General features: G+C 60.6%; 23 protein-coding genes. 7 read left to right on the top strand and 16 right to left on the bottom strand.

The window, feature by feature from the left end:
- Positions 1 to 25: 25 nt before the first annotated feature.
- Positions 26 to 1,438: an SLC13 family permease gene (locus B2G88_RS09825; RefSeq protein ID WP_087714665.1), complete on the top strand. Its 1,413-nt coding sequence runs from the start codon at positions 26 to 28 to the stop codon at positions 1,436 to 1,438.
- A 56-nt stretch (positions 1,439 to 1,494) separates the two neighbouring features.
- Entirely contained in the window at positions 1,495 to 2,556 is a 1,062-nt protein-coding gene (locus B2G88_RS09820; protein WP_087714953.1) for an NAD(P)-dependent glycerol-1-phosphate dehydrogenase, read from the top strand.
- Between the two features lie 45 nt (positions 2,557 to 2,601).
- Here the strand turns inward: B2G88_RS09820 and B2G88_RS09815 are convergent, their stop codons facing one another.
- Together B2G88_RS09815 and B2G88_RS09810 are read right to left on the bottom strand one after the other, a co-directional pair.
- Positions 2,602 to 3,681, bottom strand: coding sequence for a M48 family metallopeptidase (locus B2G88_RS09815; protein ID WP_054862926.1), 1,080 nt, complete (start codon positions 3,679 to 3,681; stop codon positions 2,602 to 2,604).
- 107 nt (positions 3,682 to 3,788) lie between these two features.
- Complete coding sequence (locus tag B2G88_RS09810; protein ID WP_087714664.1) at positions 3,789 to 5,696, bottom strand: S9 family peptidase; 1,908 nt, start codon at positions 5,694 to 5,696, stop codon at positions 3,789 to 3,791.
- A gap of 315 nt (positions 5,697 to 6,011) precedes the next feature.
- Between B2G88_RS09810 and B2G88_RS09805 the strand changes: the two genes are divergently transcribed.
- The 4 genes from B2G88_RS09805 to B2G88_RS09790 all read left to right on the top strand — a co-directional run bounded on the left by B2G88_RS09805 (position 6,012) and on the right by B2G88_RS09790 (position 10,594).
- Entirely contained in the window at positions 6,012 to 6,896 is an 885-nt protein-coding gene (locus tag B2G88_RS09805; RefSeq protein WP_054862925.1) for a prolipoprotein diacylglyceryl transferase, read from the top strand.
- Positions 6,897 to 7,361: 465 nt separating this feature from the next.
- Complete coding sequence (locus B2G88_RS09800) at positions 7,362 to 8,918, top strand: hypothetical protein (RefSeq protein ID WP_140408833.1); 1,557 nt, start codon at positions 7,362 to 7,364, stop codon at positions 8,916 to 8,918.
- 150 nt (positions 8,919 to 9,068) lie between these two features.
- Positions 9,069 to 10,130 (top strand): glycosyltransferase, encoded by a 1,062-nt coding sequence (locus tag B2G88_RS09795; protein ID WP_087714662.1) that lies wholly within the window; start codon positions 9,069 to 9,071, stop codon positions 10,128 to 10,130.
- Positions 10,131 to 10,243: 113 nt separating this feature from the next.
- Positions 10,244 to 10,594: a VOC family protein gene (locus B2G88_RS09790; RefSeq protein ID WP_054863159.1), complete on the top strand. Its 351-nt coding sequence runs from the start codon at positions 10,244 to 10,246 to the stop codon at positions 10,592 to 10,594.
- Positions 10,595 to 10,668: 74 nt separating this feature from the next.
- Here B2G88_RS09790 and B2G88_RS09785 read toward each other — a convergent pair whose 3' ends face one another.
- The gene (locus B2G88_RS09785; RefSeq protein ID WP_087714661.1) at positions 10,669 to 11,973 is read right to left on the bottom strand and encodes an RNA-guided endonuclease TnpB family protein; all 1,305 of its coding nucleotides are present in this window, start codon (positions 11,971 to 11,973) and stop codon (positions 10,669 to 10,671) included.
- A 44-nt stretch (positions 11,974 to 12,017) separates the two neighbouring features.
- Here B2G88_RS09785 and tnpA point away from each other — a divergent pair, with 44 nt between their 5' ends.
- Complete coding sequence (gene tnpA, locus B2G88_RS09780) at positions 12,018 to 12,425, top strand: IS200/IS605 family transposase (protein ID WP_054863157.1); 408 nt, start codon at positions 12,018 to 12,020, stop codon at positions 12,423 to 12,425.
- Positions 12,426 to 12,526: 101 nt separating this feature from the next.
- Here tnpA and trpB read toward each other — a convergent pair whose 3' ends face one another.
- The 13 genes from trpB to B2G88_RS09720 form a co-directional block, all read right to left on the bottom strand.
- Positions 12,527 to 13,684 carry a tryptophan synthase subunit beta gene (gene trpB / locus B2G88_RS09775; protein ID WP_087714660.1) on the bottom strand — a complete coding sequence of 386 codons (1,158 nt, stop codon included), beginning with the start codon at positions 13,682 to 13,684 and terminating at the stop codon, positions 12,527 to 12,529.
- Between the two features lie 144 nt (positions 13,685 to 13,828).
- Positions 13,829 to 14,674: a phosphate ABC transporter ATP-binding protein gene (locus B2G88_RS09770; protein ID WP_054863156.1), complete on the bottom strand. Its 846-nt coding sequence runs from the start codon at positions 14,672 to 14,674 to the stop codon at positions 13,829 to 13,831.
- The gene (locus tag B2G88_RS09765; RefSeq protein ID WP_054863155.1) at positions 14,671 to 15,531 is read right to left on the bottom strand and encodes a PstA family ABC transporter permease; all 861 of its coding nucleotides are present in this window, start codon (positions 15,529 to 15,531) and stop codon (positions 14,671 to 14,673) included. Before B2G88_RS09765 ends, B2G88_RS09770 begins: the two co-directional genes overlap by 4 nt.
- Complete coding sequence (gene pstC, locus B2G88_RS09760; protein WP_054863154.1) at positions 15,531 to 16,472, bottom strand: phosphate ABC transporter permease subunit PstC; 942 nt, start codon at positions 16,470 to 16,472, stop codon at positions 15,531 to 15,533. Before pstC ends, B2G88_RS09765 begins: the two co-directional genes overlap by 1 nt.
- A gap of 8 nt (positions 16,473 to 16,480) precedes the next feature.
- Positions 16,481 to 17,461: a PstS family phosphate ABC transporter substrate-binding protein gene (locus B2G88_RS09755; protein ID WP_054863153.1), complete on the bottom strand. Its 981-nt coding sequence runs from the start codon at positions 17,459 to 17,461 to the stop codon at positions 16,481 to 16,483.
- 569 nt (positions 17,462 to 18,030) lie between these two features.
- Positions 18,031 to 19,014 carry a YeiH family protein gene (locus B2G88_RS09750; RefSeq protein ID WP_087714659.1) on the bottom strand — a complete coding sequence of 328 codons (984 nt, stop codon included), beginning with the start codon at positions 19,012 to 19,014 and terminating at the stop codon, positions 18,031 to 18,033.
- Positions 19,014 to 19,154, bottom strand: a complete 141-nt coding sequence (locus tag B2G88_RS19550) for a hypothetical protein (protein WP_176393209.1) — start codon at positions 19,152 to 19,154, stop codon at positions 19,014 to 19,016. The genes B2G88_RS09750 and B2G88_RS19550 overlap by 1 nt, the downstream gene beginning before the upstream one ends.
- A gap of 70 nt (positions 19,155 to 19,224) precedes the next feature.
- The gene (locus tag B2G88_RS19910; RefSeq protein WP_245835345.1) at positions 19,225 to 19,644 is read right to left on the bottom strand and encodes a hypothetical protein; all 420 of its coding nucleotides are present in this window, start codon (positions 19,642 to 19,644) and stop codon (positions 19,225 to 19,227) included.
- A gap of 394 nt (positions 19,645 to 20,038) precedes the next feature.
- Positions 20,039 to 20,797, bottom strand: coding sequence for a hypothetical protein (locus B2G88_RS09740; protein ID WP_087714658.1), 759 nt, complete (start codon positions 20,795 to 20,797; stop codon positions 20,039 to 20,041).
- A 223-nt stretch (positions 20,798 to 21,020) separates the two neighbouring features.
- Positions 21,021 to 24,197: a carbamoyl-phosphate synthase large subunit gene (gene carB, locus B2G88_RS09735; protein WP_087714657.1), complete on the bottom strand. Its 3,177-nt coding sequence runs from the start codon at positions 24,195 to 24,197 to the stop codon at positions 21,021 to 21,023.
- 460 nt (positions 24,198 to 24,657) lie between these two features.
- Complete coding sequence (locus B2G88_RS09730; protein ID WP_087714656.1) at positions 24,658 to 24,858, bottom strand: hypothetical protein; 201 nt, start codon at positions 24,856 to 24,858, stop codon at positions 24,658 to 24,660.
- 230 nt (positions 24,859 to 25,088) lie between these two features.
- A complete protein-coding gene (locus B2G88_RS09725) occupies positions 25,089 to 25,628 on the bottom strand; it encodes a DUF5815 family protein (protein WP_087714655.1) in 540 nt (179 codons plus the stop codon).
- Between the two features lie 58 nt (positions 25,629 to 25,686).
- Positions 25,687 to 26,424, bottom strand: coding sequence for a class I SAM-dependent methyltransferase (locus B2G88_RS09720; RefSeq protein ID WP_087714654.1), 738 nt, complete (start codon positions 26,422 to 26,424; stop codon positions 25,687 to 25,689).
- Positions 26,425 to 26,435: the final 11 nt, after the last annotated feature.

Below are 26,435 nucleotides of genomic sequence, written 5' to 3'. Positions count from 1 at the left end.
CCATCCACTCGAGAGTGACACACGAATGGGATACCGACGACACCTCGAGCGTATTCAAGCTCCAGTCGTCGCGTTTCCTCTCTCGGTGGTGACTGCGCTCGTAACCGGCCTCGCCCTCGAGTCGGCGACCGGCTCGCTCGAGACGGCATCGATGCTCGCGATCACGGTGTTCTGTATCGGACTCTGGATTCTGACGCCGATTCCGCCGGCCTACACCGGCGTCCTCGGCATCGGGCTGCTCGCAATCGTGTTCTCGCCGGCAGCTGCACTAACCGGCTTTCAGCAGCCGGCGACGTGGCTCATCGGCTTCGGCCTGTTGATGGGTGAGGCCACGCGACGAAGCGGGCTGGCGATCTGGGCGGGCCACCGACTCGCAGCCGCGACGCTCTCGAGTGCGTCCAAGCCGTCGCCGCTGCAGGCGTATCGCCGACTCCTCCTCGGGCTTGCCCTCGGCGCGCACGCACTCGCGCTGTTTATCCCGTCGTCGCTCGTTCGCGTGCTGATTCTCGCCCCCGTGTTGCTCGAGATCGGATCCCGATTCGACTCGCGAGAGGCCCGTGTCGGTATCTTTCTCGGTCCGCTCTTTGCCTCGTTCTACGGTTCGTCCGGAATTTTGACGGCTGATCTGCCGAACATCATCATCGCGGAGTTCGGCCAGTCACTCGGGAACCATCGAATCGGCTGGGCTGAGTGGGCGTTGCAACTGTATCCGATCATGGGCCTGACGCGGGTCCTGCTCGTCGTTGGCATCGTTTATTTGCTGTTTCGGCCGCCGAGCGACGCGGCTGGAGATTCCGTCGCGTTCGACGGAAGAACACACACTGCCGGCAGCGCCGAGCGCCGAATGGGCGCGTTCTTGCTCGTTGGCGCACTCGTCTGGGCGACCGATTTCGTCCACGGGTTCCATCCAGTCGTCGGCGCGGTTGCCGTCGTCGCGCTCGCGTTCCTCCCGGGCATCGGCGTCGTCGACTTCGAAACTGTCGGCACCGAGACGGACTTCTCGATCCTGTTTTTCATCGCGGCCGTGTTCGCAATCGGCGACGGACTCGCGGCGACCGGATTCACGGACACTGCAGCCGAGTCGCTGCTGGCGCTCGCGCCGATGGACGCACCGCTTCCCATCGTGCTTGCGTTCGTCTTTGTCTGTACCGTCCTGCTTGCCTTTTCGATGGAAGGACTCGCCGTCGCCAGCGTCTTTACGCCCATCCTGATCTCCTACGCCGAGGCCGCCGGACTCCCACTCGAGCCCGTGTTGCTGACCGAGGCCATCGCGTTGACCACGTTCTTCTTCCCGTATCAGTCGGCGGTGCTCGTCGTCATCCTCGCACAGGGCGTCGTCGACGCCGGCGAACTGATCAAAGCCCTTGTTCTGTGCTCGCTCGCGACAATCGTGCTCTTGCTCCCGCTGCAACTGGCGCTGTTTGGCCTGGTGTACTGACTCGCTCCCCTACGCGAGGAACAACACGTATGGTCGATGCCTGTGACTGGGTAGATATGTTCGAGAAGTCGACGTGGATTCGACTCCCACGAAATGTTATCGTCGGCCACGGCGTCCGCTCGTCGGTCGTCGAGGTCGTCGACGATCTTCATCTCCAGGGGCGGCCGCTGTTCGTCACCAGTCCGACGCCAAAACGCGTCGCTGCCGATCCAATCGCCGCCGATTTTGAGGCAACCGGCATCGAACCGGCTATCGTTTCGGTCGACACCGCGAGTTTCGACGCCGTCGAAGAGGTCATCGAAACCGCCGAGGCTGCAGACGCCTCGTATCTGGTCGGTATCGGCGGCGGCAAAGCTATCGACATCGCCAAAATGGCTAGCGACCATCTCGAGATGGGGTTTCTCTCGGTGCCGACGGCGGCCAGCCACGACGGCATCGTGAGCAATCGCGGCTCGGTACCCGACGGCGATACCCGCCACAGCGTCGCCGCGGAACCGCCGCTTGCGGTCGTCGCTGATACCGGCATCCTCGCCGAAGCGCCATGGGAGCTGACCACTGCGGGCTGTGCCGACATCATCTCGAACTACACCGCGGTGATGGACTGGCGACTCGCGAAGCGACTCAAAGACGTCGAGTACTCCGAGTACGCGGCCGCGCTCGCGGAGATGACTGCCGAAATCCTCGTCGATAACGCCGATCTCATTCGGCCCGGCTTAGAGGAGTCGGCCTGGGTCGTCACCAAGGCGCTCATGTCCTCCGGTGTCGCGATGAGCATCGCTGACTCCTCGCGTCCGGCCAGCGGAGCCGAACACCTCTTTTCGCACCAACTCGACCGGCTTGCACCCGACGCGGCGCTGCACGGCCACCAGGTCGGCGTCGGCTCGATCATGACAGCGTACCTCCACGGCGGCGACCACGGATTCTGGACGAACATTCGTGACGCCCTCTCGAGTATCGACGCGCCGACGACGGCCGACGAACTCGGCATCGACGACGAGACCGTCATCGAGGCGTTGACGACCTGCCACGAGATTCGCGACCGCTATACGATTCTCGGCGACGGCATGAACGAACGGGCGGCTCGAGACGTGGCAAAAAGAACTGGCGTCATCTCCTGAACCGCGACCGTTATCGAGCTCTCCAAGCGAACGTCACGCGAAGCGCTACGCGTTCTCGAGGCGGCGGACTCGCCGGGCAGTCGACGGATGGCTCGTGAGAAAATCGTACTCTCTGCTCGTCTCTCGCGGTCGTCCCTCGAGTTCCGTAATCCGTTCGAGCCCGCGTGTGACTGCGTCGGGACTCGTGAGATCCACAGCGACTGCATCAGCCTCGTATTCGTGTTGGACGAGCCGTTTTCTGTAGAACAGGTATCCAATGATGGCACCCACGAGGACGTAGAAGGTCGCTTCGGGAAGTGGCGAGAACAGGCTCACGATTCCTGCGACGATACCGGTCCACAGAATCGTCGAACCGAGCACTCTTTTCTCGAGATGTCGGTTGCGAACGTGACCGAGTTCGTGGCCAACGACCGTCTCGAGTTCGTCGTCTGGGACCTTCTGAGTGAGAGTTTCGGTCACGTAGATCAGTCGTCGACCGGGAACGATGCCGACCGCTGCGGCGGCCGCCGAGCCACTCCCAGTAACGATTCGAAACGTAATATCGTCGCAGCCGGCATCGACTGCGAGTCGCTGCCATCGCTGCTCGAGGTGTTGTGGAACCGGCTTCGCTGTTGCGCGCTGTTCGATCAACCACGGCCCGAGCGCGTAGTGCGTCGGTATGCCGACGGCGACGAGCCCGAGTATGGCGATCGGAGCGGTGACCAGTATCGCGGCGACTACTGCCATCCCGCCGTATGTTCCGGCCCCGGAGAGGATAATCGCTCTCACCCCGTCTCGCGGCCGCTCGATCCACGTGTACTCGAGTATTCCGTGAGCGGAGAGGGCGACGAGGTTGGCCGAGGAAAGGACTGTCCCTGCGACGGCGAAACCGCCAACGAACGCTGCGGCGTGTCCGAGTCCGTCCGGAAGCGAGAGTGAAACGTACCCAGCGAACGCCGCTCCCGCGAACAGACACCCAGTCGATACGGTCTCTGAGATGCTGCGGATACGTCCACTGATGACCGCCTTATCGGATTCCGAGACGACGAGCCATCGGTAAACGCTCCACAGGAAGACGACGAGGATCAGCCACCCGATCACCGTCGCGACTGCGATACTAGCCAGCGGATGTGTTAGATCGATCATAGTGGTAGTACGGACTCGAACCGATCCACCGAGGCGAATATTTGCCGTCCGTCTATATTCTCTGTTGAGCCACTCGCCGAGTATGTTTACAATAGATTTGAGTTATATTAAACGTGTTCGTCTAGGAAATCGACAATCTCCGAGTAGGCCTCGATACGGTTCTCGAGTTTCGAGAAGCCGTGGCCCTCGTCCTCGAAGATGAGTTTGCGGACCGGAACGCCCTGCTGTTCGGCCTTTTCGGCGATCTGTTCGGCCTCGCCGACCGGAACCCGCGGGTCGTTCTCGCCATGGAGGACAAACAGCGGGGCCTCGATGTGCTCGATGTTGTTCGTCGGCGAAATCTCTTCTAAGAACTCGCGGTCCTCGGCGAGGCTGCCGTACTCGGCTTCTCGTAGCTCCCGTCGCCAGTCGCCCGTGTTCTCGAGGAAGGTCACGAAGTTCGCGATGCCGACGATGTCGATGCCGGCCGCCCAGCGGTCGGGGTACTCGGTCAGTGCAGCGAGGACCATGAAGCCGCCGTAGGAGCCGCCCTTGGCGATGATCCGGTCGGGGTCGATTTCGGGGTGGTCCTGTAGCCACTCGACGCAGGCGTCGATATCCGAAACCGAGTCCATCCGCTTTTCGATGTCGTCGAGTGCGGCGTAGCCCGCGCCGTAGCCCGCCGAGCCGCGGACGTTCGGCTCGAAGTAGGCGTAGCCCCGGTCGAGGAAGTACTGTTTGACGCTCGAGAAGGAAGGTCGGCGCTGGCTTTCTGGGCCGCCGTGGATGTCGACGATGACGGGTGCGCCGTCGTTGCTCGCCGGTTCGCTCATCTCGTCCTCGCTCGGGAGGGAGAGGAAACCGGGCACCGCCAACTCATCGAAACTCTCGACGTGGACGAGGTCGGACTCGTCGAACGTCTCCCGCGGAATGCCCGCTGTGGGCGCGCTCGTCCACCGTTCGCTCTCCCCGGTTTCGACATCGACGACGAAGACGTTCGTGTTGACCGTATCGCCGCTCGTCGAGAGTGCGAACCGTTCTGCGTCCGGGTCGAAACTGACGCCGCCGGCGATACCGCCCGGCAGATCCGGTTCGGGGAACGTTTCGAACGCAGTCGGATCGTCCGCGTCGAACTCGCCGACCGTCAGATCGGTGTAGCCCTCGACGTTACGCGAGTAGACGAACCGGCCAGTCTCGTCGTCCAGCGCGATGCCGTCGACGTTCCAACTTCCGTCGGACTTCGGAGAAGCCCGACGACGTCGAGAATCGTCCGATTCGCGACCGTCTCCATCAACGACGGTCTCGAGGTCGGTCGTCTCGCGGTTCGATTCGTCCTCAAGATCGAGATACGCCAGATACAACGTATCCGCCGCACCCTCGTCGGTCACGAGGTAGATCCCCTCGCCGTCGGGTGCCCAACTCGCGCTCTGATAGCGCACGTCGCCCTCGTGGGGCGTGAGATGCTTGAGGTCTGGCTCGTCGGCCTCGAGGTCGAGGACGGAGAGATCCTGATCGAAGTTGGAGTACGCTTGCGAGACGAGCAGTCGGGAATCGTCGGGACTCCAGCCCGACAGCGAGAGCCAGCCGTCGCCCTCGTAGACGAGTTCGGCCTCGTCTCCCGTCTCGTCTCGGTTCTGGACGTAGATGTCGAAGACGGACTCGTCGCGCCGGTTCGAAGCGAACGCGAACCGGTCGCCGTCGTGGCTCCAGCCACCCCAGCGGTGTTTCGCGTCTGGCATCGCCGTCAAATTCTCGATCTCGCCAGTTTCAGCGTCGAGTCGGTACAGTTGCGCCCGCTCGTTTCCGCCCTCATCCATCCCGAAAATCAGCTCCGGTCGCTCCGGCGACCACGAGGCGAACGTGACTCGCTCCTCGTAGAACGTTCGCTGTTCGGGCCAGGACTGTGGCTCCCTAAGCGTCCAGACCTGTCCCGTGCCGGTCGTATCCATCAGAAACGACAGCCGCTCGCCCTCGGGACCGAACGACGCGCCGTAGGCGCTTCGGATGTTGAGATAGCGTTCGATGTCATAGCTCATACGGGATCTGTCTCGACTCGAGGCGGTAGTCGTTTGGGTTCCGGTGAGATCCTCGAGCCAGTCGGCGGCAGGTCCCAGATATGAGTGTCTCGATTGTTTCACCCATAAATCCTCCTCCAAACCGGTGATTTCCCCTGTCTGGACCCACCTCGCACCAACACCACTGCTGTGTGTCATTTTCGGCACTAGGCCGACCGTACAGCTCGAAATAGCCAGCACGAGCGGAACCATGATCACTGCCACGAAAGCGGACTACTGGGCTGAATGGACCAATTGCTGCGCTTAACAAAGCGTGACCGGTCGGTACCACCGTATATGAGTGGGACAACCGACGGCAACAGCGATCCGGTTGGTATTCTTCTCGTGACGATTCTGATTGTTCTCGTTGCGTTTGGAACAACCGTCGCCGTCGTCGGCTCTGAATTCGTCGCCGACGAACCATCTCCAGATAGTGACGCTGACGCCGACAGTGGTAACTCGGTCGGGACGCTCGAGAACGATACCGTCCTCGAGTCGGGTCCGGATAACGCAAGCGAGACCGACGATACCGTGACTGACAGTGATAACGAAAGTGTAGATGAGAGCGAAAACGAGAGCATCGACGACCTCGCGGACAACGAAACCGTTCTCGAAAACGAGTCTGTCGCTGCCAACGCCTCGAACGAATCGGTCGCAGTGAACGAGTCGCTGCTCGAAAACGAATCACTCGAGGATAACGCCTCGAGTGAACTGAACGAATCGAACTTGTCCGCCTCAGCAAACAGCTCTGCATCCGAGGCCGCGAACGAGAGCGCTGTGGCAAACGAGACACTGGACGCGAACGAAACGGCCGCAGTGAACGAGAGTGCATCAGCGTCGAACGAAACCGACGAGAACGCATCATCACTCGAGGCTGAGACTGAGTCATCGGAGACAGATACTGAAACGGCAGTGAGTGACGATGACGAAGAGACAACAACTGATGAGACGGCAAATAGTTCTGAAAGCGCTGAAGCCGACAGTGACGCGACTGACAGTGCTGAGACAGTTGCAACCGACGACAGCGACGAGATCAACGGTGAAACAACAGACGAGCAAGATCCAGCCGAAACAACCGCTGACGACAGCGAAGACGGGGATGACAACGATGGTGGTTTCTTCGATCCTGTCGGGGCGTTCTTCGATGAGATATTCAGTTTTAATGACGAAAGCGACGATTGACTCTGGTTGGAGACTGGCGGGCCAGTCGAGTTCGGTATTGTCGCGATGACTCCGATTCCTGTGTTATTCCGTCCGTGATACTGATTGAGTAATGAACAATATCGATTGTTGCAGTCTCCGATCACCGGGATCCAGTACCGGGCGGGCAGTATCTCATAGCATATCAGCGCGCATTCCGACCGCAGTCGTGCACTTTTCCAGCCACTCGTGGGACGAAGTAACTGTTTCAGATTGGACAATCTCAGCTTGCAACTGTCATTTGTTCGACTCTGTTCTCGAGTGTATGCAACTCTCTCTGAAATTGTGAAAAACCCGCTTTCAGGCGTTGTGTCTGGCACCCATAACAAAGACGTGGCTTCGCCTTACGACTGGTCGCGGTTACTATCCATGAGAGACCTGGGAATACACACGTCGACGCGGGGTACCGATGCTGTACCGTTAGCGAAAACGGGATTGATACTTGCCGTGGCGGTTGCGGTCGCCATTGGGATGACAGTCGCGGTTGCCGGGGGCGCAGCAGTTGCTGCCGGACCGGACCACGACGCTGCAAATGAACACGAACACGAGGAACTCCTCGTCTCTACTGTCTGCGATGACGAGGTGAACAACCTCACTGTCGAGAATCCAAATGACGAACCAGTCTTCGTCGCGCTCAACTGGACCGACGAACTCGAGCAGTCGTCGATCCAGATCACCACACTCGGAGACGATGACGCCGATACTCAGACACAACAGACGCAGTTCTCGACTGCAACCGCACTCGAGACGACTGCAGACGGGGATACTGAGACCGTCACCACGCTCTCGACATCGATTGAAGCGACCGAGACAATCTCACTGCTCGGACTTGCAGACGGGACGTACACCCTCTCAGCCACTGATGAGTACGACTACGACGTCCCACTCAACGAAAGCGAGGTAACGCTCGAGTGCGAGGACGACGCTGCCAAGGGTGATGTGGCTGATGATGACCACAAGCCAGCAGTCTCTGACACAGACACTGAGAAAGCGGATGACACCGTCGCAGTTGCTGCAGAGGAAAAGACTGAGCCACTCGAGACTGACGAGAAAGCGCAGAAAGACGATGCCGAACCGACGGTCACCGACGAGAAGGCTGACGCAGACGTCAACGCCACTGCGCCAACGGAGACAGTTGACGACCTCGAGAAAGATGACGAGTACACCGACACAAAAGACGACACGGTAGATGACAAGGTCAGTGACACGGATGACAAATACGACGACACGAAAGACGATAATGACACTGACAAGAACGATACATACGATGATGAAAAGGATGACGAGGTAGAGGAGAAGGTCAGCGAGAAGGACGATGAATACGACGATACAAAGGACGACAAGGTCACTGACGAGGACGACAAATACGACGACAAGGTAGATGACAACGTCAGCGAGAAGGACGACGACAAATACGATGACACAAAAGGCGACAAGGTAGATGACAACGTCAGCGAGAAGGACGACAAATACGACGACACAAAAGACGATAAAGTAGACGACAACGTCAGCGAGAAGGACGGCAAATACGACGACACAAAAGACGATAAAGTAGATGACAATGTCAGCGAGAAGGACGACAAATACGATGACACAAAAGACGATAAAGTAGACGACAACGTCAGCGAGAAGGACGACAAATACGACGACACAAAAGACGATAAAGTAGACGACAACGTCAGTGACGAGGATAACAAATACGATGACGCGAAGGACGACACGGTAGCTGACAACGTCAGTGACGAGGACGACAAATACGACGACAAAAAGGACGACAAAGTAGACGACAACGTCAGCGAGAAGGACGATAAAGACGCTGATACAAAGGACGACAAGGTCACTGACGAGGACGAGAAACACGACGACACAACGGACGAGGAAGGAGACGACAACGCCACAGAGTTAGGCGAGAAAGACGGCGACACGAAAGACAGCGACGATGAAGCGGACAAGACCGACACGAAGTCCGAAACAACCGAGACAGACGACAAATCCGAGTCCTAATCCACCATCACTCGAGTAAGTACGCTGCGAGAGGGCAGGAATCCGGCCGTGAATTCCTCGAGGCCGTGATTCCCGGGTTGTCGCTGTGCGGGCGTTTGCCAGTTGCGTGAAAGAAGTGATTTTTTATCCTCGTCCTGCGTGGCGCGGTATATGCACATTGCGTTCGTCTCGCTCGAAACGGTCCATCACCGTGATACCGAGACGAACCGCCGGCTGCGAACGATCTGTGAACTCCTTCGCGATGCCGGCCACGACGTCCACGTCTTCTGTGCGCCCCACTGGGGTGGCGACCATCCGCAGTTCGAACAAGACGGGATTACGTACCATGCCATCGCCGAAAGCACCGACGCGCGATCCGGCGTCGCGTTCCGACTACCGATTGCACTCGCTCGAGCAAAGCCAGACGTTATCCACGTTACCGCCACCCCTCCGGGGCAGGTCGCTCCCGCGGCAGTCGGTGCGATGCTCGCTCGCACACCGCTGGTCCTCGAGTGGTACGGCGATGGCGGCGTTTTCCCGCATCGCTGGCGACGCTGGGCGGCGGGACGCGCTGACCGTCTTCACGTTCCCTCGGAACTCGTCGCGACCTGGATCCGAGAACAGGGACTCAGCGGTGACTCGATTGAGACTGTCCCGAACCCCATCGATCTCGAGCGGATTCGGTCGGTTGACCCCGGCGAGGAGGTCGACGTCGTCTACGCCCGCCGGCTCGATGAGGGCGCAAACCTCGAGAGCCTGTTTCTCGGCCTCGCAGAACTGCGTCGAAAAGACTGGACCGCGACGGTGATCGGTGATGGTCCCGAACGCGAGGCCTACGAACAACTCGCGAGTGACCTCCGGATTCGGGATCGCATCACCTTCCGCGGCGAGTGCTCGCGCGAGGAGCGCATCGCGGTCTACCGCGGTGCCCACGTCTTTGCACAGACAGCCGAACACTGCGTGTTCCCGACCGAGATGTGCTGGGCGCTGGCCTCAGGCTGTGTCGGTATCGTCGAGTATCACGTCGACTCGAGCGCGCACGAACTCGTCGAGGGCTTGGATCGCGGCTTTCGAACGACGAGCGAGGCAGAACTCGCGGATGCAATCGTCGAGGCCGGTGACCTCGAGCGACTGGACTACGATGAGACGTTTGCGGAGTACGACCGCTCGGAGATTCTGGACCGATATCTGGTGCAGTATCGAACGTTGCAAGACGAGCAAGGGCTGTTGTAGTGGCGTTCGGCGTTTGGCACACTCTATAGATCAGTTTCACTCGACGGCGAATGTTCATTTTCCTCCCGGGGAACACAGAGAGTGATGACCAGACGACACGAGGTGCGTTCCGAATGGAGTTGAGTTCGGTGTACGTCACCGTCGAAGACATGGACCGTGCCCTCGAGTTCTATCGGGAACTGTTCGACTCCGAACCGGTGCAGGAAGAAGAGCGATTTTCGATGTTCGAGTTCGACGGCACCGATTTCGGCCTCTACAACCCGGCATACGATGGTGAAGACGCCGAGTACGGAACCAACTGCGTGCCGAACTTCGAGGTCGACGACGTCGACGCTGCCTACGAGCGGACCGAGGCGCTCGCACAGAACGTGGGTCACGACATCCTCGAGGTTGGCGACTATCGCATGTTCCAGTTCGTCGATTCCGAGGGGAACACGATTGAGGTCTTTAGCGTCGACGACTGAGCACGACCTTGCGGTCGATTCGGCCGGCGTGTAAACAACCTCGGGCGCGGTGGCCCGAGGCTTTTCTAATTCCCTCAGCCGTGCGCTAGCACTCCCTGCTCGGCAAGCGAGCGGGATGAGATTGGGCGGCTTACACGCCCCGACCCGGACAGACGCACCAACCGAACCTGCGGCTGGGTTTTGTGAGTCCGGTAATTCGTAGTATTACCGTCAAGTTTCGCCTTCTCGCGCCACGCGATGTTCACCGACGCATTCCGGTCGGCGTGGTCTTGCGCTACGTCACACTCGTCGTTCGTACACTGGAGCCGCCGTCCCTGCCGACTTCCGCGCTCACCACAGCACGAACACGTCTTCGAGTTGTAGTACGCATCCACCGTGTCCGTGGGAATCTCCCGCCACGTCGCCTTGTACGAGACGAACTTCTCGAACTTGTGGAACGGCAGTTTGTGCAATCGACGGTTCATATACGTCCCGTACTTGATTTCGTCGCGGATACCGCTCATATCCTCGAACACGATAACCGGGTTCGAGAACCGTGCTGCGAACTCTACGACAGCACGGGAAAGTCGATGTAACACCCACTCGGTAAACTGTTCTTCCTTATCGCCGAGTTTCTGGTGAATGCTCGTCTTGCCGTGTTCTTGACAGCGAGTGGTGATGGTGTGGTAGCGTTGACGTTCCTGCTTCACTCGTCCGTAGTCGAGGACGAGTGTGCCCTTCGTCCGCATCGTCTCGCGGTCGAGGGCGGTGAGAGCGACGTTGCGCTCGTTGATGTCCACGCCAACCAACGTGTCGGCGGTGTCGGGTTCGGGCACGTCGAACTCGCGTGTGACCGTGACGTGTAGGTAGTACACGCCATCGCGGTACAGGAGTTCGGCCTGCCCCACATCCACCTCGTCCGACGTGAGGGCGTCTCGAAGTTCGTCCATCGCGTCCGGTTCACCGCGCAGATGGCCCTTCACCTTTTTGTAGGGTTTGGGACTGATGCGGACTTGGACGCGGTTCGTGTCGTCGTCTACGGTGAGGCGATAGCCTTCCGTGTGCGCCATCACGAGCGGATACGCACCAGTTTTGTCCGAACTCGGCGGCGTCGGCTTGCCGCCATCAGGGTCATCTTGATTCTCCCACCACTCTTTGAGCGATTGGTAGGAGTCCCACGTTTGGAGGGCTTTGCCGACGACCGCACACTTGTTGTTCCGCAAGAAGTCGTCGCGGTCAACCTCCTTCTGTATCTCGGTTCGGGTGTACCCTTGTTGTTTTAGGCGGATGGTGTCGTTGAATATCTCGCGTGAGGCGAGTCGGGCGTCGTGAAGCCACGACCGCTCACCAGACGCTATGTGAAGGCGCGTCTGAATCGTCTTCGTGGCTTCTTCACCCATGTTTTGACAATCGTTCTAACTCATCATAAATGTAGGGATTAGGGATGGAGGAGTACCGCAGTCACGCGCATTCGGTTAGTTCCTGCAAGTATCACTTCGTATGGTGTCCCAAGTACCGCCACCCGGTTCTTGATGTAGTGGAAGACGATGTGCGAGAGTTGTTTGGTAAGAATGCTGACCACTTCGGTCACGATATTCTGGCGTTGGAGATTGCAGACGACCACGTTCACCTGTTCGTCCAGTGTGACCCGAAGCACAGTCCGGCTGACATCGCTCGGCAGTTCAAGTCGTATTCAGGGAAGCACTTGCTGGAGCGGTATCCCGAGATTCGGGAGTCGTATTTCTGGGGCGGCGGATTCTGGAAGGTCGGATACTACGTGGGAACGACGGGAGCAGTGTCGGAGGAAGTGGTTGAGCGGTATATCGAAGAGACGGAACACGCGACAGAGTGACGCGCTTCACCCCCGCCCACGGTGTTGACGCAAATCGAAGATTTGCGAAAGCCGAAAACCTGCGGTTTTCGGAAGGGCGGGGAACTCGCGCTGCCTTTCGTTTAGAGATCGAACTTCCCGGCGGCGGTTTCCATGTCTTTGTCGCCACGCCCGGAGAGATTCACGAGGATGGTGTCGTGTTCGCCGTCTTCGGCGAGTTGAATCGCCCGCGCGACGGCGTGGCTCGACTCGAGTGCGGGAATGATCCCCTCCGTTTCGCTCAACTCGCGGAACGCGGCCAGCGCTTCCTCGTCGGTGACGCCGGTGTACTCACAGCGACCGACGGCGCGGAACATGGCGTGTTCGGGGCCGACGCCGGGGTAGTCGAGTCCGGCGGAGACGGAGTGGACGTCGACGTCCTCGTCGATGACGCGCGTTTTCATGCCGTGGAGCACGTCGTCAGTTCCCTTGGCGAGCGGGGCAGCGTGCTTGCTCGAGTCCGCGCCTTCGCCGCCGCCCTCCGCGCCGTAGAAGGCAACGTCATCGTCGCGGAAGGCGTGAAAGAGGCCGATGGCGTTCGAGCCGCCGCCGACGCAGGCGACTGCGGCGTCGGGGAGACCGCCCGTTCGGGCCTGGAACTGCTCGCGGGCTTCCTCGCCGATAACGGACTGGAAGTCACGGACCATCCGCGGGAACGGGTCCGGGCCGACGACGCTGCCGACCAGATAATGGGTGTCTTCGACGTTCTGTGCGAAGTCCTCCAAGGCGGCGTCGACGGCGTCGGCGAGCCCCTCGTTGCCCCGCGTCACCTCGTTAACCTCGGCACCCATGAGTCGCATGCGGAAGGCGTTCATCTCCTGGCGCTCGACGTCTTTACGACCCATGTAGATCTCGGTCTCGAGGCCGAGCAGTGCGCCGACCATCGCGGTTGCGGTGCCGTGCTGGCCGGCACCGGTTTCGGCGATCAGCCGCTCGCGGCCGGCGCGTTTGGCGAGCAGCGCCTGTCCGAGTGCGTTGTTAATCTTGTGTGCGCCGCCGTGGAGCAGGTCCTCGCGCTTGAAGTAGATGTCTGCGCCGTAGCGCTCGCTCAGGTTGCCCGCGTAATACAGCGGTGTCTGTCGGCCGGCGAACTCTGCCAGCAGGTCGCGAAACTCGTCCTGAAAGGCCTCGGTCGTCGCCACCTCGTCGTAGGCGGTCGCGAGTTCCTCGAGTGCGTCCTCGAGCGGTTCAGGAACGTAGCGGCCACCGTAGCCCTCAAAGTCGCCGTTGCTGTCGGACATACGTCTGTGCTGGTACCCGACCACCGTAAAAGATACTATAGCCAGGGTCCGCTGTCGTCGGCGGTCTCGTCGTCTTCCCTGAATTGAGGCGCTAAGGGTCTCCCTCAAGCGCGAGCCGTCAGGCGAGCGGTGGGATGGGGGAGTTCACTCGGCTGGAATCGTCTCGGTCCCCGAGTCAGTGTCGGTATCGTCGCCCTCGTTCGAGTCGGTGTATTCGACCGCCGTGTGTCCCTTGACGAACTCTCGTGTGCGGTCGTTTTCGGGGTTCTCGAAGAACGACCGCGTGTCGTTGGCTTCGATGAGTTCGCCGAGATAGAGGAAGACGACCTCGTCGGCGAGTCGCTTCGCCTGATCCATGCTGTGGGTGACCATGATGATCGTGTACTCCGCTTTGAGATCCTCGAGGGTTTCCTCGACTTGCTCGGCGGAGATGGGGTCAAGCGCTGACGTCACCTCGTCACACAGCAGGACCTCGGGTTCGACGGCCAGCGAGCGGGCCAGACAGAGCCGCTGGATCTGCCCAGTCGAGAGTTCCGCGCCGGGCATTTCGAGTCGATCCTGCACCTCGTCCCAGAGGTTGACCTTCCGCAGGTAGGTCTCGACAAGGTCGTCGAGGTCGTCTTTGTCGTCGTAGTCGCCGTGGATCTTCACGCCGTAGGCGACGTTTTCGTAGATCGACAGCGGCAATGCGGTCGGGGTCTGTGGGACGTAGCCGATCCGTCGGCGAATCTCCGGTGCCGGATCGTCGGTGTTGTAGATCGACTCGCCCTGCAGGGAGACGCTGCCGGTAATCTCGACGTTGGGCTGGATCTCGTGAAGGCGGTTCAACGATTTCAACAGCGTCGATTTGCCACAGCCCGAGGGGCCGATAATGGTAGTCAGCTGGTTCTCCGGAAAGTCGACTGAGACGCCTTTCAGCGCCTCGACTTCGCGATTCCCGGTGTACGTTACGGCGAGTTCGGTCGTGCTGAGTGCGGTGGACTGGGTCATGAGTTACGTCCTCCTGGCGCAAAGCGTGCGTAGCGTCCGGACAGTACCTTCGAGACGACGATCAGTCCCAAGACGGCGACGATGAGGAGGAACGACGCCGCGTACGCCTGGGCCCGAAGTTCATCGTTGAACGACATCGCGTTATCGAAGATCAGCACCGGCAACGTCGTCGAGCCGTCGAAGGGGCCGCCGGGCATCGTGTTACTTCGGCCGGCGGTAAACAACACCGTCGCGGCGTCGCCGATCCCGCGAGCGAAGCCCATGATGATGCCAGCGATGACGCCCGGCAGGGCCGCCCGCACAGTGATCAGTGCGGTCTCGAGTCGCGTCGATCCGAGACCGTAGCTGGCCTCTTTGACGGCGTCGGGTGCAGATCGCAACGCCTCGTCGGTGTACCGCGTCATGATCGGATACTGGAAGATCGCAATGGCGATGATGCCAAAGAACATGCTCGTTCGGGCACCGATTGCGATAATGATCGTCAGGACGAACACACCGTAGACAATCGGCGGTGTCGCCCAGAGGACGTTGAGGAACATGTTCACGGCGTCCGAGAACCGTTCGCTCGAGTAGTCGCTCTGGAGGTAGATTGCTGTCGAGACGGCCAGTACCATCGAGACGACCGTTGCTGGGCCGACGATGAAGAGACTCCCCACGACTGCATGAAGGAAGCCACCATCGGCCTCGAGCTGGTAGCGCGAGCCCGGTGGCGTGATCGCGACGGCTGGATCGGTTAACAGGACGCGCCCGCCTCTGAACAGCGTCACGCCGATGACCAGCACCATGACGGCGACGACGAGTGCGGCCGCACCGCGGGCGAGCAACTCGAACAGCCGCTGTTTGGCGTATCGATCCATCAGTACTGCCACCTCCGCTGGAGTCGGCGACGAACGAGCATCGCACTGAAGTTGAAGATCCAGACGACGACGACCAGCATGAGGCCAACGAAGATCAGCGCCGACTGCGTGATCGGCACCGACATGAGTTCGCCGAAGTCGTTCACGATGAGCGTCGGCAGGGTCTGTCCCGTCGAGAACAGCGAGTCCGGCAGTCGGGTCTGGCCCCCAATGAGCATCGCGGGGACGATTGTCGCGCCGAAGACGCGGCCGAACCCGAGCAAAATCGCCGAGAAGATGCCGGGACCTGCAGCCCGCAACAGGACCAACCGGATCGTCTCCCACTTCGTCGCGCCGACGCCAAGCGAGGACTCGCGCAACTCATCGGGCAGTGCCTCGAGGGACTCGACCGACAGCGAGATCATAAACGGCGTGACGATGATCCCCATCACGAGACTGACCGTGAAAATCCCAGTCCCGGTTCCACTCGAGCCAAACACCGGCGCGAGGTAGTTTCCCACGAACGGAACGACGACGATCAGCGCGACGAGCCCGAAGATGACACTCGGGATCGCCGCGAGGACGTCGATGAACGACGAGACGAGTCGTTTCGTCCGCCCTTCTGCATACTCAGCGATGTAGATCGCCGTGAGGATCGCGATTGGCGTTCCGATGAGCATCGTCAGGATCGTCACGTAGATTGTCCCGACAATCGCCGGCAGGAAGCCGAACTCGTTCCGGGCAGGGTCCCAGTTCGAGGACGTAAGCACCTGGACGAGAGAGTACTCCGACAGCAGCGGCAGTGACTGGTAGATCAGCGTCAGCACAATCAGCGCGAACAGTGCAATGGCAAAGTAGCCGGCACCGGTGAACCAGTAGCTACTGAGTCGCTCTCGCCGCAGGCGCTGTGACAGCCGGCCTCGATTATCGTCCGACTCTGCTGATTCCGTCGCCCCCTCCATCGTTCAGGTTAGGGCCCCGTTTCGAGGTCTTGTTGGGCCTCCTCGAGCGTCTCCTCCTCGAGGGGGACGTAGCCGTTCTCTCGGACGTGTTGCTGTCCCTCAGTCAGGACCCACTCGACGAAGTCCTGTGCCACCTCATCGAACTGGCCGTCCGAAGCGAGGTACATCTCACGGGCTGGCGGCATCGGGTAGCGCCCGTCCTCAACGGCCGCGAGAATGCCATCGCGCGTCTCGTAGAAGTCTTCGTCCTCGGAGAGTCCGGTGCCGTCTCTGTCGAGCGGAATCGGGCGAATGTCGCCCTCGATTTCACCGGTCTCGAGGTCGTAGACGTAGTTGATGTTGTTCATCGCAATGGCGTTCTCGGATCGTCCGAGGGCGTTAGCGACGCCCTGGTCACCGTTCTCGTTACCGTCCGAGTAGCTCTCGAGGTCGCTTTGGGTGTAGTAGTCGTCTTCGCCGCCGAGGAAGTCTCCCCACTGTTTGTACGCTGCGGAGGCATCAGAGCGACCGTAGACGATGATATCCTCGTCGATGTCTGTCTCGACGACCTCGCCCCAGTTCGTGACCTCGCCGGTGAAGATGGCCTCCATATCCTCGCGAGTCAGACCGTTTTCCTGCAGGTCCTCAAGCGCGGGGTTGTCGGCGTTGACCGTCCCGACGACGGTATCGATGAGCATCGGGACGGCGAACAGGCCTTGATCGATTTCGTCCGGTTCTGGGTCGCGTCCCATCATCGCGATGTCGACCTGGTCGTTGCGGACATCCGAGACGCCGACACCGGTTCCGCCGCCGGAGATGTCGAACGAGACGTCGTCGTGTGCTTCTTCATACATATCTGCCCAGACTTCCACCATCGGCAGCGGGCCGACGCCACCGGAGATTCGGACTGAGTCTCCGCCATCGAGCATACTCGCACAGCCAGCAAGCGAGGCTGCCGCCCCAGTACCGAGAAGTTGCAACGCAGATCGTCGCGAATAGGTTCGTTCCATAGTTGTTCCCCCGTAGTAACGGAGCCTATGTATCCCCTCGTCACCCAGCAAGTCTTCGGCACACACCCTGAAACCAGCAAAACTCTCAACAGTATGCATGGGACCCTCAGGCAGTATCTGTCTGCCGGCGATCACACGGAAACGATACTAGAAAACCCGTGAAATATGAGGGTTTCAGGACGCTCCCGCAGGAACCGACCTGTGCGTGGATTCACCACCAGTCGATGTGCGAGTACGGTCTCCCGTGAACTCTCACCGAGAACTGCGATTTCCGGGTGGACACCCCATCACGGTCTCGGTGGCAAATATTGCTCTGTCCTTCGACGGAAGTTTTGGCACGGGAAACACGAACAACAAACCAGTCAGAACACCTCTCGGATGAAAGAGGTTGTCAGAAGTATATTCTGGCGTGTGAGACTCCCGCAAGGGCTTCCGTAATCTGGTCTCGAGGCGCGGGACTCAGTCACTTTAACTCGGAGACGCAGACGGGCTCATGTTGATATCCATCGGGTCGGGCTGAGTGCAGGATCGCTCGTAGCCGGACTCACAACTCGACTCAACAGATCATCTCAGAACAGTACGAGCAACAGTGCAAGTGCGAGGGCGCTACTGAGCAACAGCGAACAGAGGACGACGATAGCGGGCGTGAGTCCAGTTTGTCTGAGATTCTCGAGCCGAATTTCGGTCCCCAGTCCCACAAACGCGAGGACGAACAGCCAGTTGTAGGCGTTTTCGATTGAGGAGAGCTGTGCCGACGAGAGAACACCCGCACTCGCGACGACAGCGAGTGCGAGAAAGCCGAGCACGAACTTCGGAAACTCGTCCCAGAGTGTCCTGACGGATGGCCGACCCTCGCCAGTACCGCGCGCGTAATAACTCGCATACACGAGGACAACAGCGCCAATGAGTGCATTTCTCGAGAGTTTTGTCATCGTTGCCCACTGGCCAGCGACGTCGGAGTGAGCAAAGCCGACAGCGACGACCGGTCCCGTCGAGAACATGCTCACTCCAGCCCAGGTGCCAAACACCATTCCGGACAGTCCGAGCAGGTCACCGACGAGCGGATAGACCACTATCGTGATCGCATCAAACAACAACACCGTCGCGGCTGCGTACGCGATCTGTTCCTCTCGAGCACGGATCGCTCCGGCAACGGCGACGACTGCCGAGACGCCACAGATACTCGCACCGGATGCAAGCAACGACCCCATTCGGTTTGCTAACCCGAAGACGTTGCGTGCGAGGAATTCGACGATTAGCAGCGTCGTTGCAGTCACCGCGACCACTACCAAGAGTACGTACCCACCGGCCTCGAGGACGCTCTCGAGTGAAATTGACGCCCCCATGAGAACGATCCCCGCTCCGAGCCACAGTTTGTGGGTTGCAATTCCGGCCTCGAGTCGGGCCGGAATCCCGACGGTGTTCGTCGCGAGAAAGCCGAGTGCGATGGCGAGCAAGAGATGATTGAAGCCGAGTGACAGCGCCAAGCCTCGAGCGAGGAGTGCGCCAAGACAGAGGACCACAATGCCCGGTAGCAGCCGACGAGCACCCATTACCACGGAATCGGAAGTTCGAGTGCACTGACCAGCACAACAATCGTCGCACTGATCAGGACGCTTTGCCAGTCTCGCTCAAGCGTTCGCCAGCAATCCGTCACGGTGGCGACGGGCGAGTGCCAGCTATCGAGTGCCATTATTACGTGTTCAGCGAAGGCGGCAGTTAACTGTTGTCGATTCTGTCGAAGATAGCAGAGATTTTTGCTACTACCTACGACTATAATACTCCGTCCACAGTGCGGCCGCGACGGTGAAGTTTCCTGCACTGGCGTAGCCACGTGTGATGTATGGCTCTCCCGCCAGCGTATAGCACTCGAGAACGGTGCCATACCGACCCAAAACGTGTTCGACGCGCTCGAGGCTGGCGAGTGCGTCGATGATTGAGGCAGCGCGGTCATCGTTGACGAGGCCGAAGTACAGCGCCACGACGTTCGCGTCGCAGGCGAGCGTTCCGGATGCGCGATGTTCGTCGAAGTACTGGCCATTCCAGAGTGAGTCAAGTGCGTCCCGAATCGTCGCTCTCTCGCCCGTAAACGCCGTCTCGACCCCTGCTACCTCGAGTCGTTCGACTGCCGCAAGGAACATCGCGGTGTTGTACGTTTCCGCGCTCGAGCGGCCGAATCCCACCAACTACTGCCGGAACCAGTGACCAGGCCGGTTCGTTCGTCGACGACTCGCTCGCGGTGGCGTTCCGCAAGGGTATCCCGCCGCGATGATGCCGCGTGCGCCAAAACAGAGATCGCGCGGCCAGACGCCGTCGAAGTGCCCGCCCGCCTCGAAGCCGTGTGCTGCCCGCTCGGAGAGAATCGTCGCCGCTGCCCGCTCGAGCGAGCCGTGCTTGTCGTAGCCGTGGCGTCAACATCGACGTCGTGAGCGAGTCGACGGAAGAGTTCTCGAGCGTAGTATCGGCTGGTGGTGACTGGGTCCATGCTCGTGTTGGTTGGAACGTTGCTCGCCGTTTGGCTGCCTGAAAAGGGAGTCGTTCGCCAGTGGATCGGTGAGAGGGACGATGAGCAGGACGTTACGTTTCGTCGTCTTCGTCCGCGTCCTCGTCGTCCGAGGCGTCAGCACTCGAGTCGTCCTCAGGGTCGATCTTTTTGTGAGAGGCGTCCTCCGCGGGCGTTTCCTCCGGTTCGATACTGTCGGTCTGGGAGGGCTGGGCCTGTTCTGGGTCCGGCCCCGCGGCTTCGGCGTTCTCCTCGGCGATTGCTGCGTCGGAGACGTCGATTTCGACTGCCTCATCGTCCTCGGACTCCTCAGCCGTGTTTCGGCGCGGATCAGCCTCATCAGCGTCCGTTTCCGGTTTCGTCCGTGGTTCGTCGACGTCGTCGGTGAACTCGATATCCGCACTCGAGTCATCGTCCTTGGAGTCGACAGTGTCGTCATCAAGAGACTTCCGACTGGCCTCCGGCTGATTCGCCGCATGGGCCGCATCTGTCGTTTCCTTGTCGTCCGACCCACCCTCGACGCCCTCGATAGACGTTGGCTCGAACGTTGTCTCCTCCTCACTCGAGTCGGTGCGACGCCGACCCAGACCGAATTTCAGTAGGGCTGCGCCAGCGATTGCTTTCGGAATTGCTCGCAGCTGGCCCCGGAGCACCGACCGGAGCGCAGAGACAAGCAAGAGCCCGCCGCCTGCAAGCGGGACCGTGCCACTCGGAATGTCGCCTGGCTCGAGCGATTGGATCGCCTCGAGTGGGGACTGGGCACTTCGTTCATCAGGGGCGATCTCGTCGCCCGGCAGTTCCGTCGTCAGCTCGTGATCATGTTCCTCAGTCATTGAATGGGCCTCCGCGCACGTGCGCTGACTCCTGCTATGCGGTCCGGACGGTTGAAAGTTGGACTGGCAATCGAATACTGTCGGCTCTCAGTGTGCGTTGACGGGAAATCACCGGCCGCTGTCAGCACTCTTCGACAGTTCGACAAAATCGCAGCAAAACACACGACTGAACCAGAACACCCGTCGACTCAGCGACTCACTCGAGGACCCCTCCGTCTGTGACTTACTCGAGTTCGCCGCCGCCCCACTGGGCCTCGCGACGTGGGCGGGAACTGACGGAGGCGACCTCGAGGTCGCCATTGAACTCGTCGAGCGCTTCGACGTAGGCCGTGGCGCTGGCTTCCGTCGAGAGGTACGGAATCTCCTCTTCGACGGCCATCTCGAGGGTGTCACGGTCGCGGCTGACGACGAAGTCGACCTCGCCCTCGCGGATCGCCTGTGGCACGTCGTCGAACTCGGCGATCTCGAAGTGATTCTCGAAGCCGTCGATGTCGAAATCGACGACGGCGGTGCCCTCGCTGACATCGTTGTAGGCCGCTTGCTGGGCCTTCCAGTAGGCCGTGCCAAAGTCGCTTGCGGTGCCCATCACTTCGCCCGTCGATTTCATCTCTGGGCCGAGACGTGGGTCCGATCCTGGCAGGCGGTCGAACGGCAGGACGACCTCCTTGATCGAGGTATGGTCTGGAATCTGCTCGCTCGCCTCGAGACTTGCGAGCGTCTCGCCAGCCATGACCTTCGCCGCGAGTTTGGCGATTGGGACGCCCGTTGCCTTCGAGACGAACGGAACGGTACGCGAGGAACGCGGGTTGGCCTCTAAGACGTACACTTCGCCATCGCGGACGGCGAGTTGGACGTTCAGCAGACCCTTCGTCTTCAGCGCCTTGGCGATGTCTTCGGTGACTTCGCGGACGCGTGCGAGGGTGTCCGCATCGAGCGAGCGCGGCGGGATCATACACGCCGAGTCGCCGGAGTGGACACCAGCCGTTTCGACGTGTTCCATAATGCCGCCGATGAGGATGGTGCGGCCGTCCGTGACTGCGTCCACATCGAGTTCGACTGCATCCTCGAGGAAGTCGTCGACGAGAATCGGCTTCTCGGGACTCACACGGACTGCTTCCTCGATGTAGGTCTCGAGTTCATCGTCGTTGTAGACGACATCCATCGCGCGGCCGCCGAGGACGTAGGACGGACGGACGAGCACGGGGTAGCCGATGTCGTGGGCGAGCTCGAGTGCTTCTTCCTTCGAGAAGGCGGTGCCACCTTCCGGCTGGGCGATGCCCATCTCGTCCATCAGCGCGTTGAAGCGGTCGCGGTCCTCTGCGAGGTCCATCGCTTCGACGCTCGTTCCCATGACCTCACACTCGAGGCCGCGGCGCTCGAGTTCGTCTTGCAGTGGTTCGCCGATGTTGACCGAGGTCTGGCCGCCGAACTGGACCATGACGCCGTCCGCGCCGGTCGCTTCGGCGACGTCTGCGACCTCTTCGGCCGTGATCGGCTCGAAGAAGAGGCCGTCGGAGGTGTCGTAGTCCGTCGAGACCGTCTCGGGGTTGTTGTTGACGACGTGGGCGTCGATGCCGAGCTCTCTGAGTGCGCGGACTGCGTGGACCGAACAGTAGTCGAACTCGACACCCTGGCCGATGCGGATCGGGCCGCCGCCGACGACGATCACGCTCTCGAGATCGCGCTCGACCTCGAGTTCGCCGGCTGCGGCGTCGCCCAGCAGCGGGCCGGATTCGAACTCGTTCTTGCGCGAGGAGTAGTAGTACGGTGTCTCGGCTTCGAACTCGCCCGCGCAGGTGTCGACCTGTTTGTACGTGCGGCCGGGTACCTCGCTCTCGACGGTGTCGACCTCCGCGCCTGCCGCGGAGGCGATAGTTGCGTTCGTGTGGCCCGCAATTGCGGCTTCGGTGAAGTCGCCCTCCTGTGCGGCAAGCGTCGAGTCGGCGATGCGCTTGTAGCGTTCGGTGTACCACTCGAAGATGCCTGTCAGCTCGACGACTTCCTCAGTGGTGTAGCCGCGCTCGAAGGCCTCGAACATCGCGTACGGACGATCCGGCGATGGGCGCTCGAGGTAGTGTTCCTCGAGTTCCGCATCAGAGACCTCGTCCCAGACGACATCGGGTTCGTACTCCGACGAACGGAGGGCTTTGAGCAGCGATTCCTCGAACGAGCGCCCGATGGCCATCGCCTCGCCGGTCGACTTCATCGCGGTCGTGAGTTCGAAGTCGACGTCGTCGAACTTGTCTTTGGGCCACCTCGGAACCTTGGTAACCACGTAGTCGATTGCGGGCTCGAACGCCGCGGTCGTCTCGCCCGTAATTTCGTTCTCGATTTCGTGGAGGCGCTTGCCGAGTGCGACCTTCGCGGTCACGCGGGCGATTGGATACCCTGTCGCCTTCGAAGCGAGCGCCGAGGAACGCGAGACACGCGGGTTGACCTCGACAACGCGGTACTCGCCGCCGGGCGTGCCGTCGTCGTGCCAGGCGAACTGGATGTTACACCCACCCTGAATGCCGAGTTCGCGGATCACGTCGAGTGCGGCGGTGCGCATCTCCTGGTGGCCCTCGTCGGGGACAATCTGGGAAGGCGTAACGACCGTCGACTCCCCGGTGTGGATCCCCATCGGGTCGATGTTCTCCATGTTACAGATGATGATACAGGAGTCATCGGCGTCGCGCATGACCTCGTACTCGTACTCCACCCAGCCAGCGATGGATTCCGTAATCAAGACTTCACTGTTGCGCGAGAGGCGAAGGCCCTTGCGAACGCGGGCGAGCAGTTCGTCCATCTCGTGGACGACACCAGACCCGGAGCCACCGAGCGTGTAGGTCGTGCGGGCGATGACCGGGAGGCCACCGACCTCATCGACTGCTGCTTCGACGCGCTCACGAACGTCCTCGTCGCTCAGTTCGGTCACCGACTCGCCGTCCTCGAGCGAGATGGTTGTCGAGCGGGGCACCGGCTGGCCGATCTTTTCCATGCGCTGGCGGAACAGATCGCGGTCTTCCGTCGCGTAGATGGTGTCAAGCGGCGTGCCCATGATCTCGACGTCGTACTTCTCGAGAACGCCCTCCTCGGCGAGTTCGGCGGTGACGTTCAGGCCAGTCTGGCCGCCGAGGCCGGCAATGACGCCGTCAGGTCGTTCCTTGCGGATGATTTCGGCGATGGCATCGGTCGTGATCGGCTCGATATAGACTTCGTCTGCCATCTCCGGGTCGGTCATGATCGTCGCCGGATTCGAGTTGACGAGGACGACCTCCGCCCCCTCCTCCTGCAGCGCGCGGCAGGCCTGTGCGCCCGAGTAGTCGAACTCGGCTGCCTGTCCAATCTGAATCGGGCCACTCCCGATCAGGAGGATTTTGCGTCCGTCCCCTGCGTCGCCGTTGTTGTCCGTACTCATTGGTCTTGTACGTCCGAAGTTCGCACATCGTAATAAGCCCCACGATACAGTACGAATCTCGAAATGGCTTTTCGAAATTCGAACTGTCCGTGCTGACAGGGAGCCATCGTCGTGGACTTCTTATCATTCTCCACTCCCAGGACAAAGCACTCGACATTTTCGTGGGAATTAGCACAGTGACCGACGATTCGGTTGAATCATAGCGTGTGGCATGGGAGCAACCGTCAGTCGAAACGGACACGCAGGGTTCAGTATTCGTCGCTCGAGGTCTAGTCACCGGAAAGTCCACTACTCCGGCGTCGTACCCGCTGACGACCCGGCATGCGAGTTCGGATCCCAGTGCAGACGGAGCATCCCACAGTGTCGGCGTTTCGAAATTCGAACCGTCATGCATGGTGGCGAAAACTGAGCGGCGAACAATGGGGACTCGAGTGCTCGAGTTTCTCGTCGCAGTTAGCGACTATCGCATTGATTCGGGCGAGTAGACTGTATCGGACATGATCCATGCCGTTTCGCTGTCCGGTTCGCCGAGATAGATCGCAAAGAACGACTCACGGCCATCGTCGACCGAGATTCGGTAGCCGCGACTCGTCAATTCAGTTGATGTGTCAGAAGGAGATAGTTTGGGATCGGTCTCTGGTGGGCGGTCGGGAGCGGTCACACTCCGTCTCAGGACCACTGACGGATAACGGCCTCGGTTCACGCCTGGGCTCGAGAAATCGGACTCGAGAGCGACTGTATGAAGAGTTTGACTCTCATCGATTTGTGGGTGGTGACGAGTACTGTCTGCGATTGAACCAAGTAATTTTGCAAGAGGGCTGCTAGGTGTCGAGTTGTCGTATCTGTTTTGTGTCTATTATCGCTCGGCGAGAGTCTCGGTTCCCAGGAGCGCTACATCGGCTGGTCGTGTTCACTCTCGAAGTTCCGCTGGGCGCGGTACTGGTCGACGAACTCGCCAATATCGAACTCGAGCATCTGGGTTTCGAACTCCGAGATGGCGCTGTCGTCCTCGGCGTGGCTGATCGCGTGTTCCATGAGTTCGACGACGAGTTCGACGATGATCTCGTGGAGTCGTCGGGAGTCGAAATCGGTGACCCACAGCATGGCGTAGCCGACCGCGCCGTCGTCGCTGGCGTCGTAAGTGACGACTTTTTCGGGGAACTCCTCTAAGACGACGCCCATGAGGTGGGGCGTGCCAAAGCGGTCGAAGTCGTCGTCGGTGTCGATTGTTTCCTCGAGGATCGCAACCAGCGACTCGGGGAAGAAACGCGACGCAGGATGTGCGTCGGTGACGACAGCGTGGGGTTCGCCACAGGGACAACTCGAGTATTCGTACATCCCGAGGTCGACGCTGTGGGGGTCGAGGGTCTCCCCGCAGGGTAACTCGAGGTGCCGTTCGGTGCCGGAACCCGGAACACGGGGCTCTGCCATTGGACGCTCTTGGACCGGACTGGGCATAAGGGCGACGACTCGGTGAGCACGCTCGAGACTACGCGGGCCATCGGAACGCGAGGCTGTACATCTCGCCGACCGATTCGGACCCGATTGTCTCGACGAGGGCGTCCGCTTGCTCGCACAGTCGTTCCCCGAGCGCATTGTCCAGTCGATTCGCCCGCGAGTGGACTACCTCGGCGTGGGCCTCGAGATGGGTCTCGGTCCACGGCACCGGCTCGAGCAGTGTCCGCGTCCGGTCGAACTCCCAGCCGGCGCCGACGAACAACCGCTGCAACGTCGCCGCGGCGTAAAACGAGAGCATCGGACGGCCGTCAGCGAGTTCGGCAGCCGCGTTCTCGAGTGCGAACAGGTCGGCAACGGCGGCGTCGTCGGGCAGCGGCTCGTAGTCGTCGACGACGAGGTGACAGCCCGGTGCGGCGACGCGGGTCAGTTCCGTGATGATGGGTGCGAGATCCGCCGGTGGGACGACGTTGAACAGTCCGTGGGCGGTGATGACTTCGACGGAGTCGGCCGGCAGCGGGATGTCGCGGAGATCTGCCTCGAGGATGGCGACTCGCCCCGGCGAATCAGTCCTCAAGTCGGCGTTCGCCCGCACGCGCTCGAGAGTGGATTTCGCGTGCTTTCGCTCGTTGGTGACGGCATAGACGCGACTCGCACCGCCTGCGAGCAGTCCGGCGGTTGTGTTGCCGACGCCCGCACCGGCCTCGAGACAGACGGCACCCGCAACTGGGCGATCCGCGAGTGCGGTCGTGACGGTTCGTGGAATTGCCATCGAAACCGCGA

Source organism: Natronolimnobius baerhuensis (genome assembly GCF_002177135.1).
GTDB classification, from domain to species: domain Archaea; phylum Halobacteriota; class Halobacteria; order Halobacteriales; family Natrialbaceae; genus Natronolimnobius; species Natronolimnobius baerhuensis.
This window is presented reverse-complemented; position numbering and strand designations above follow the sequence as displayed.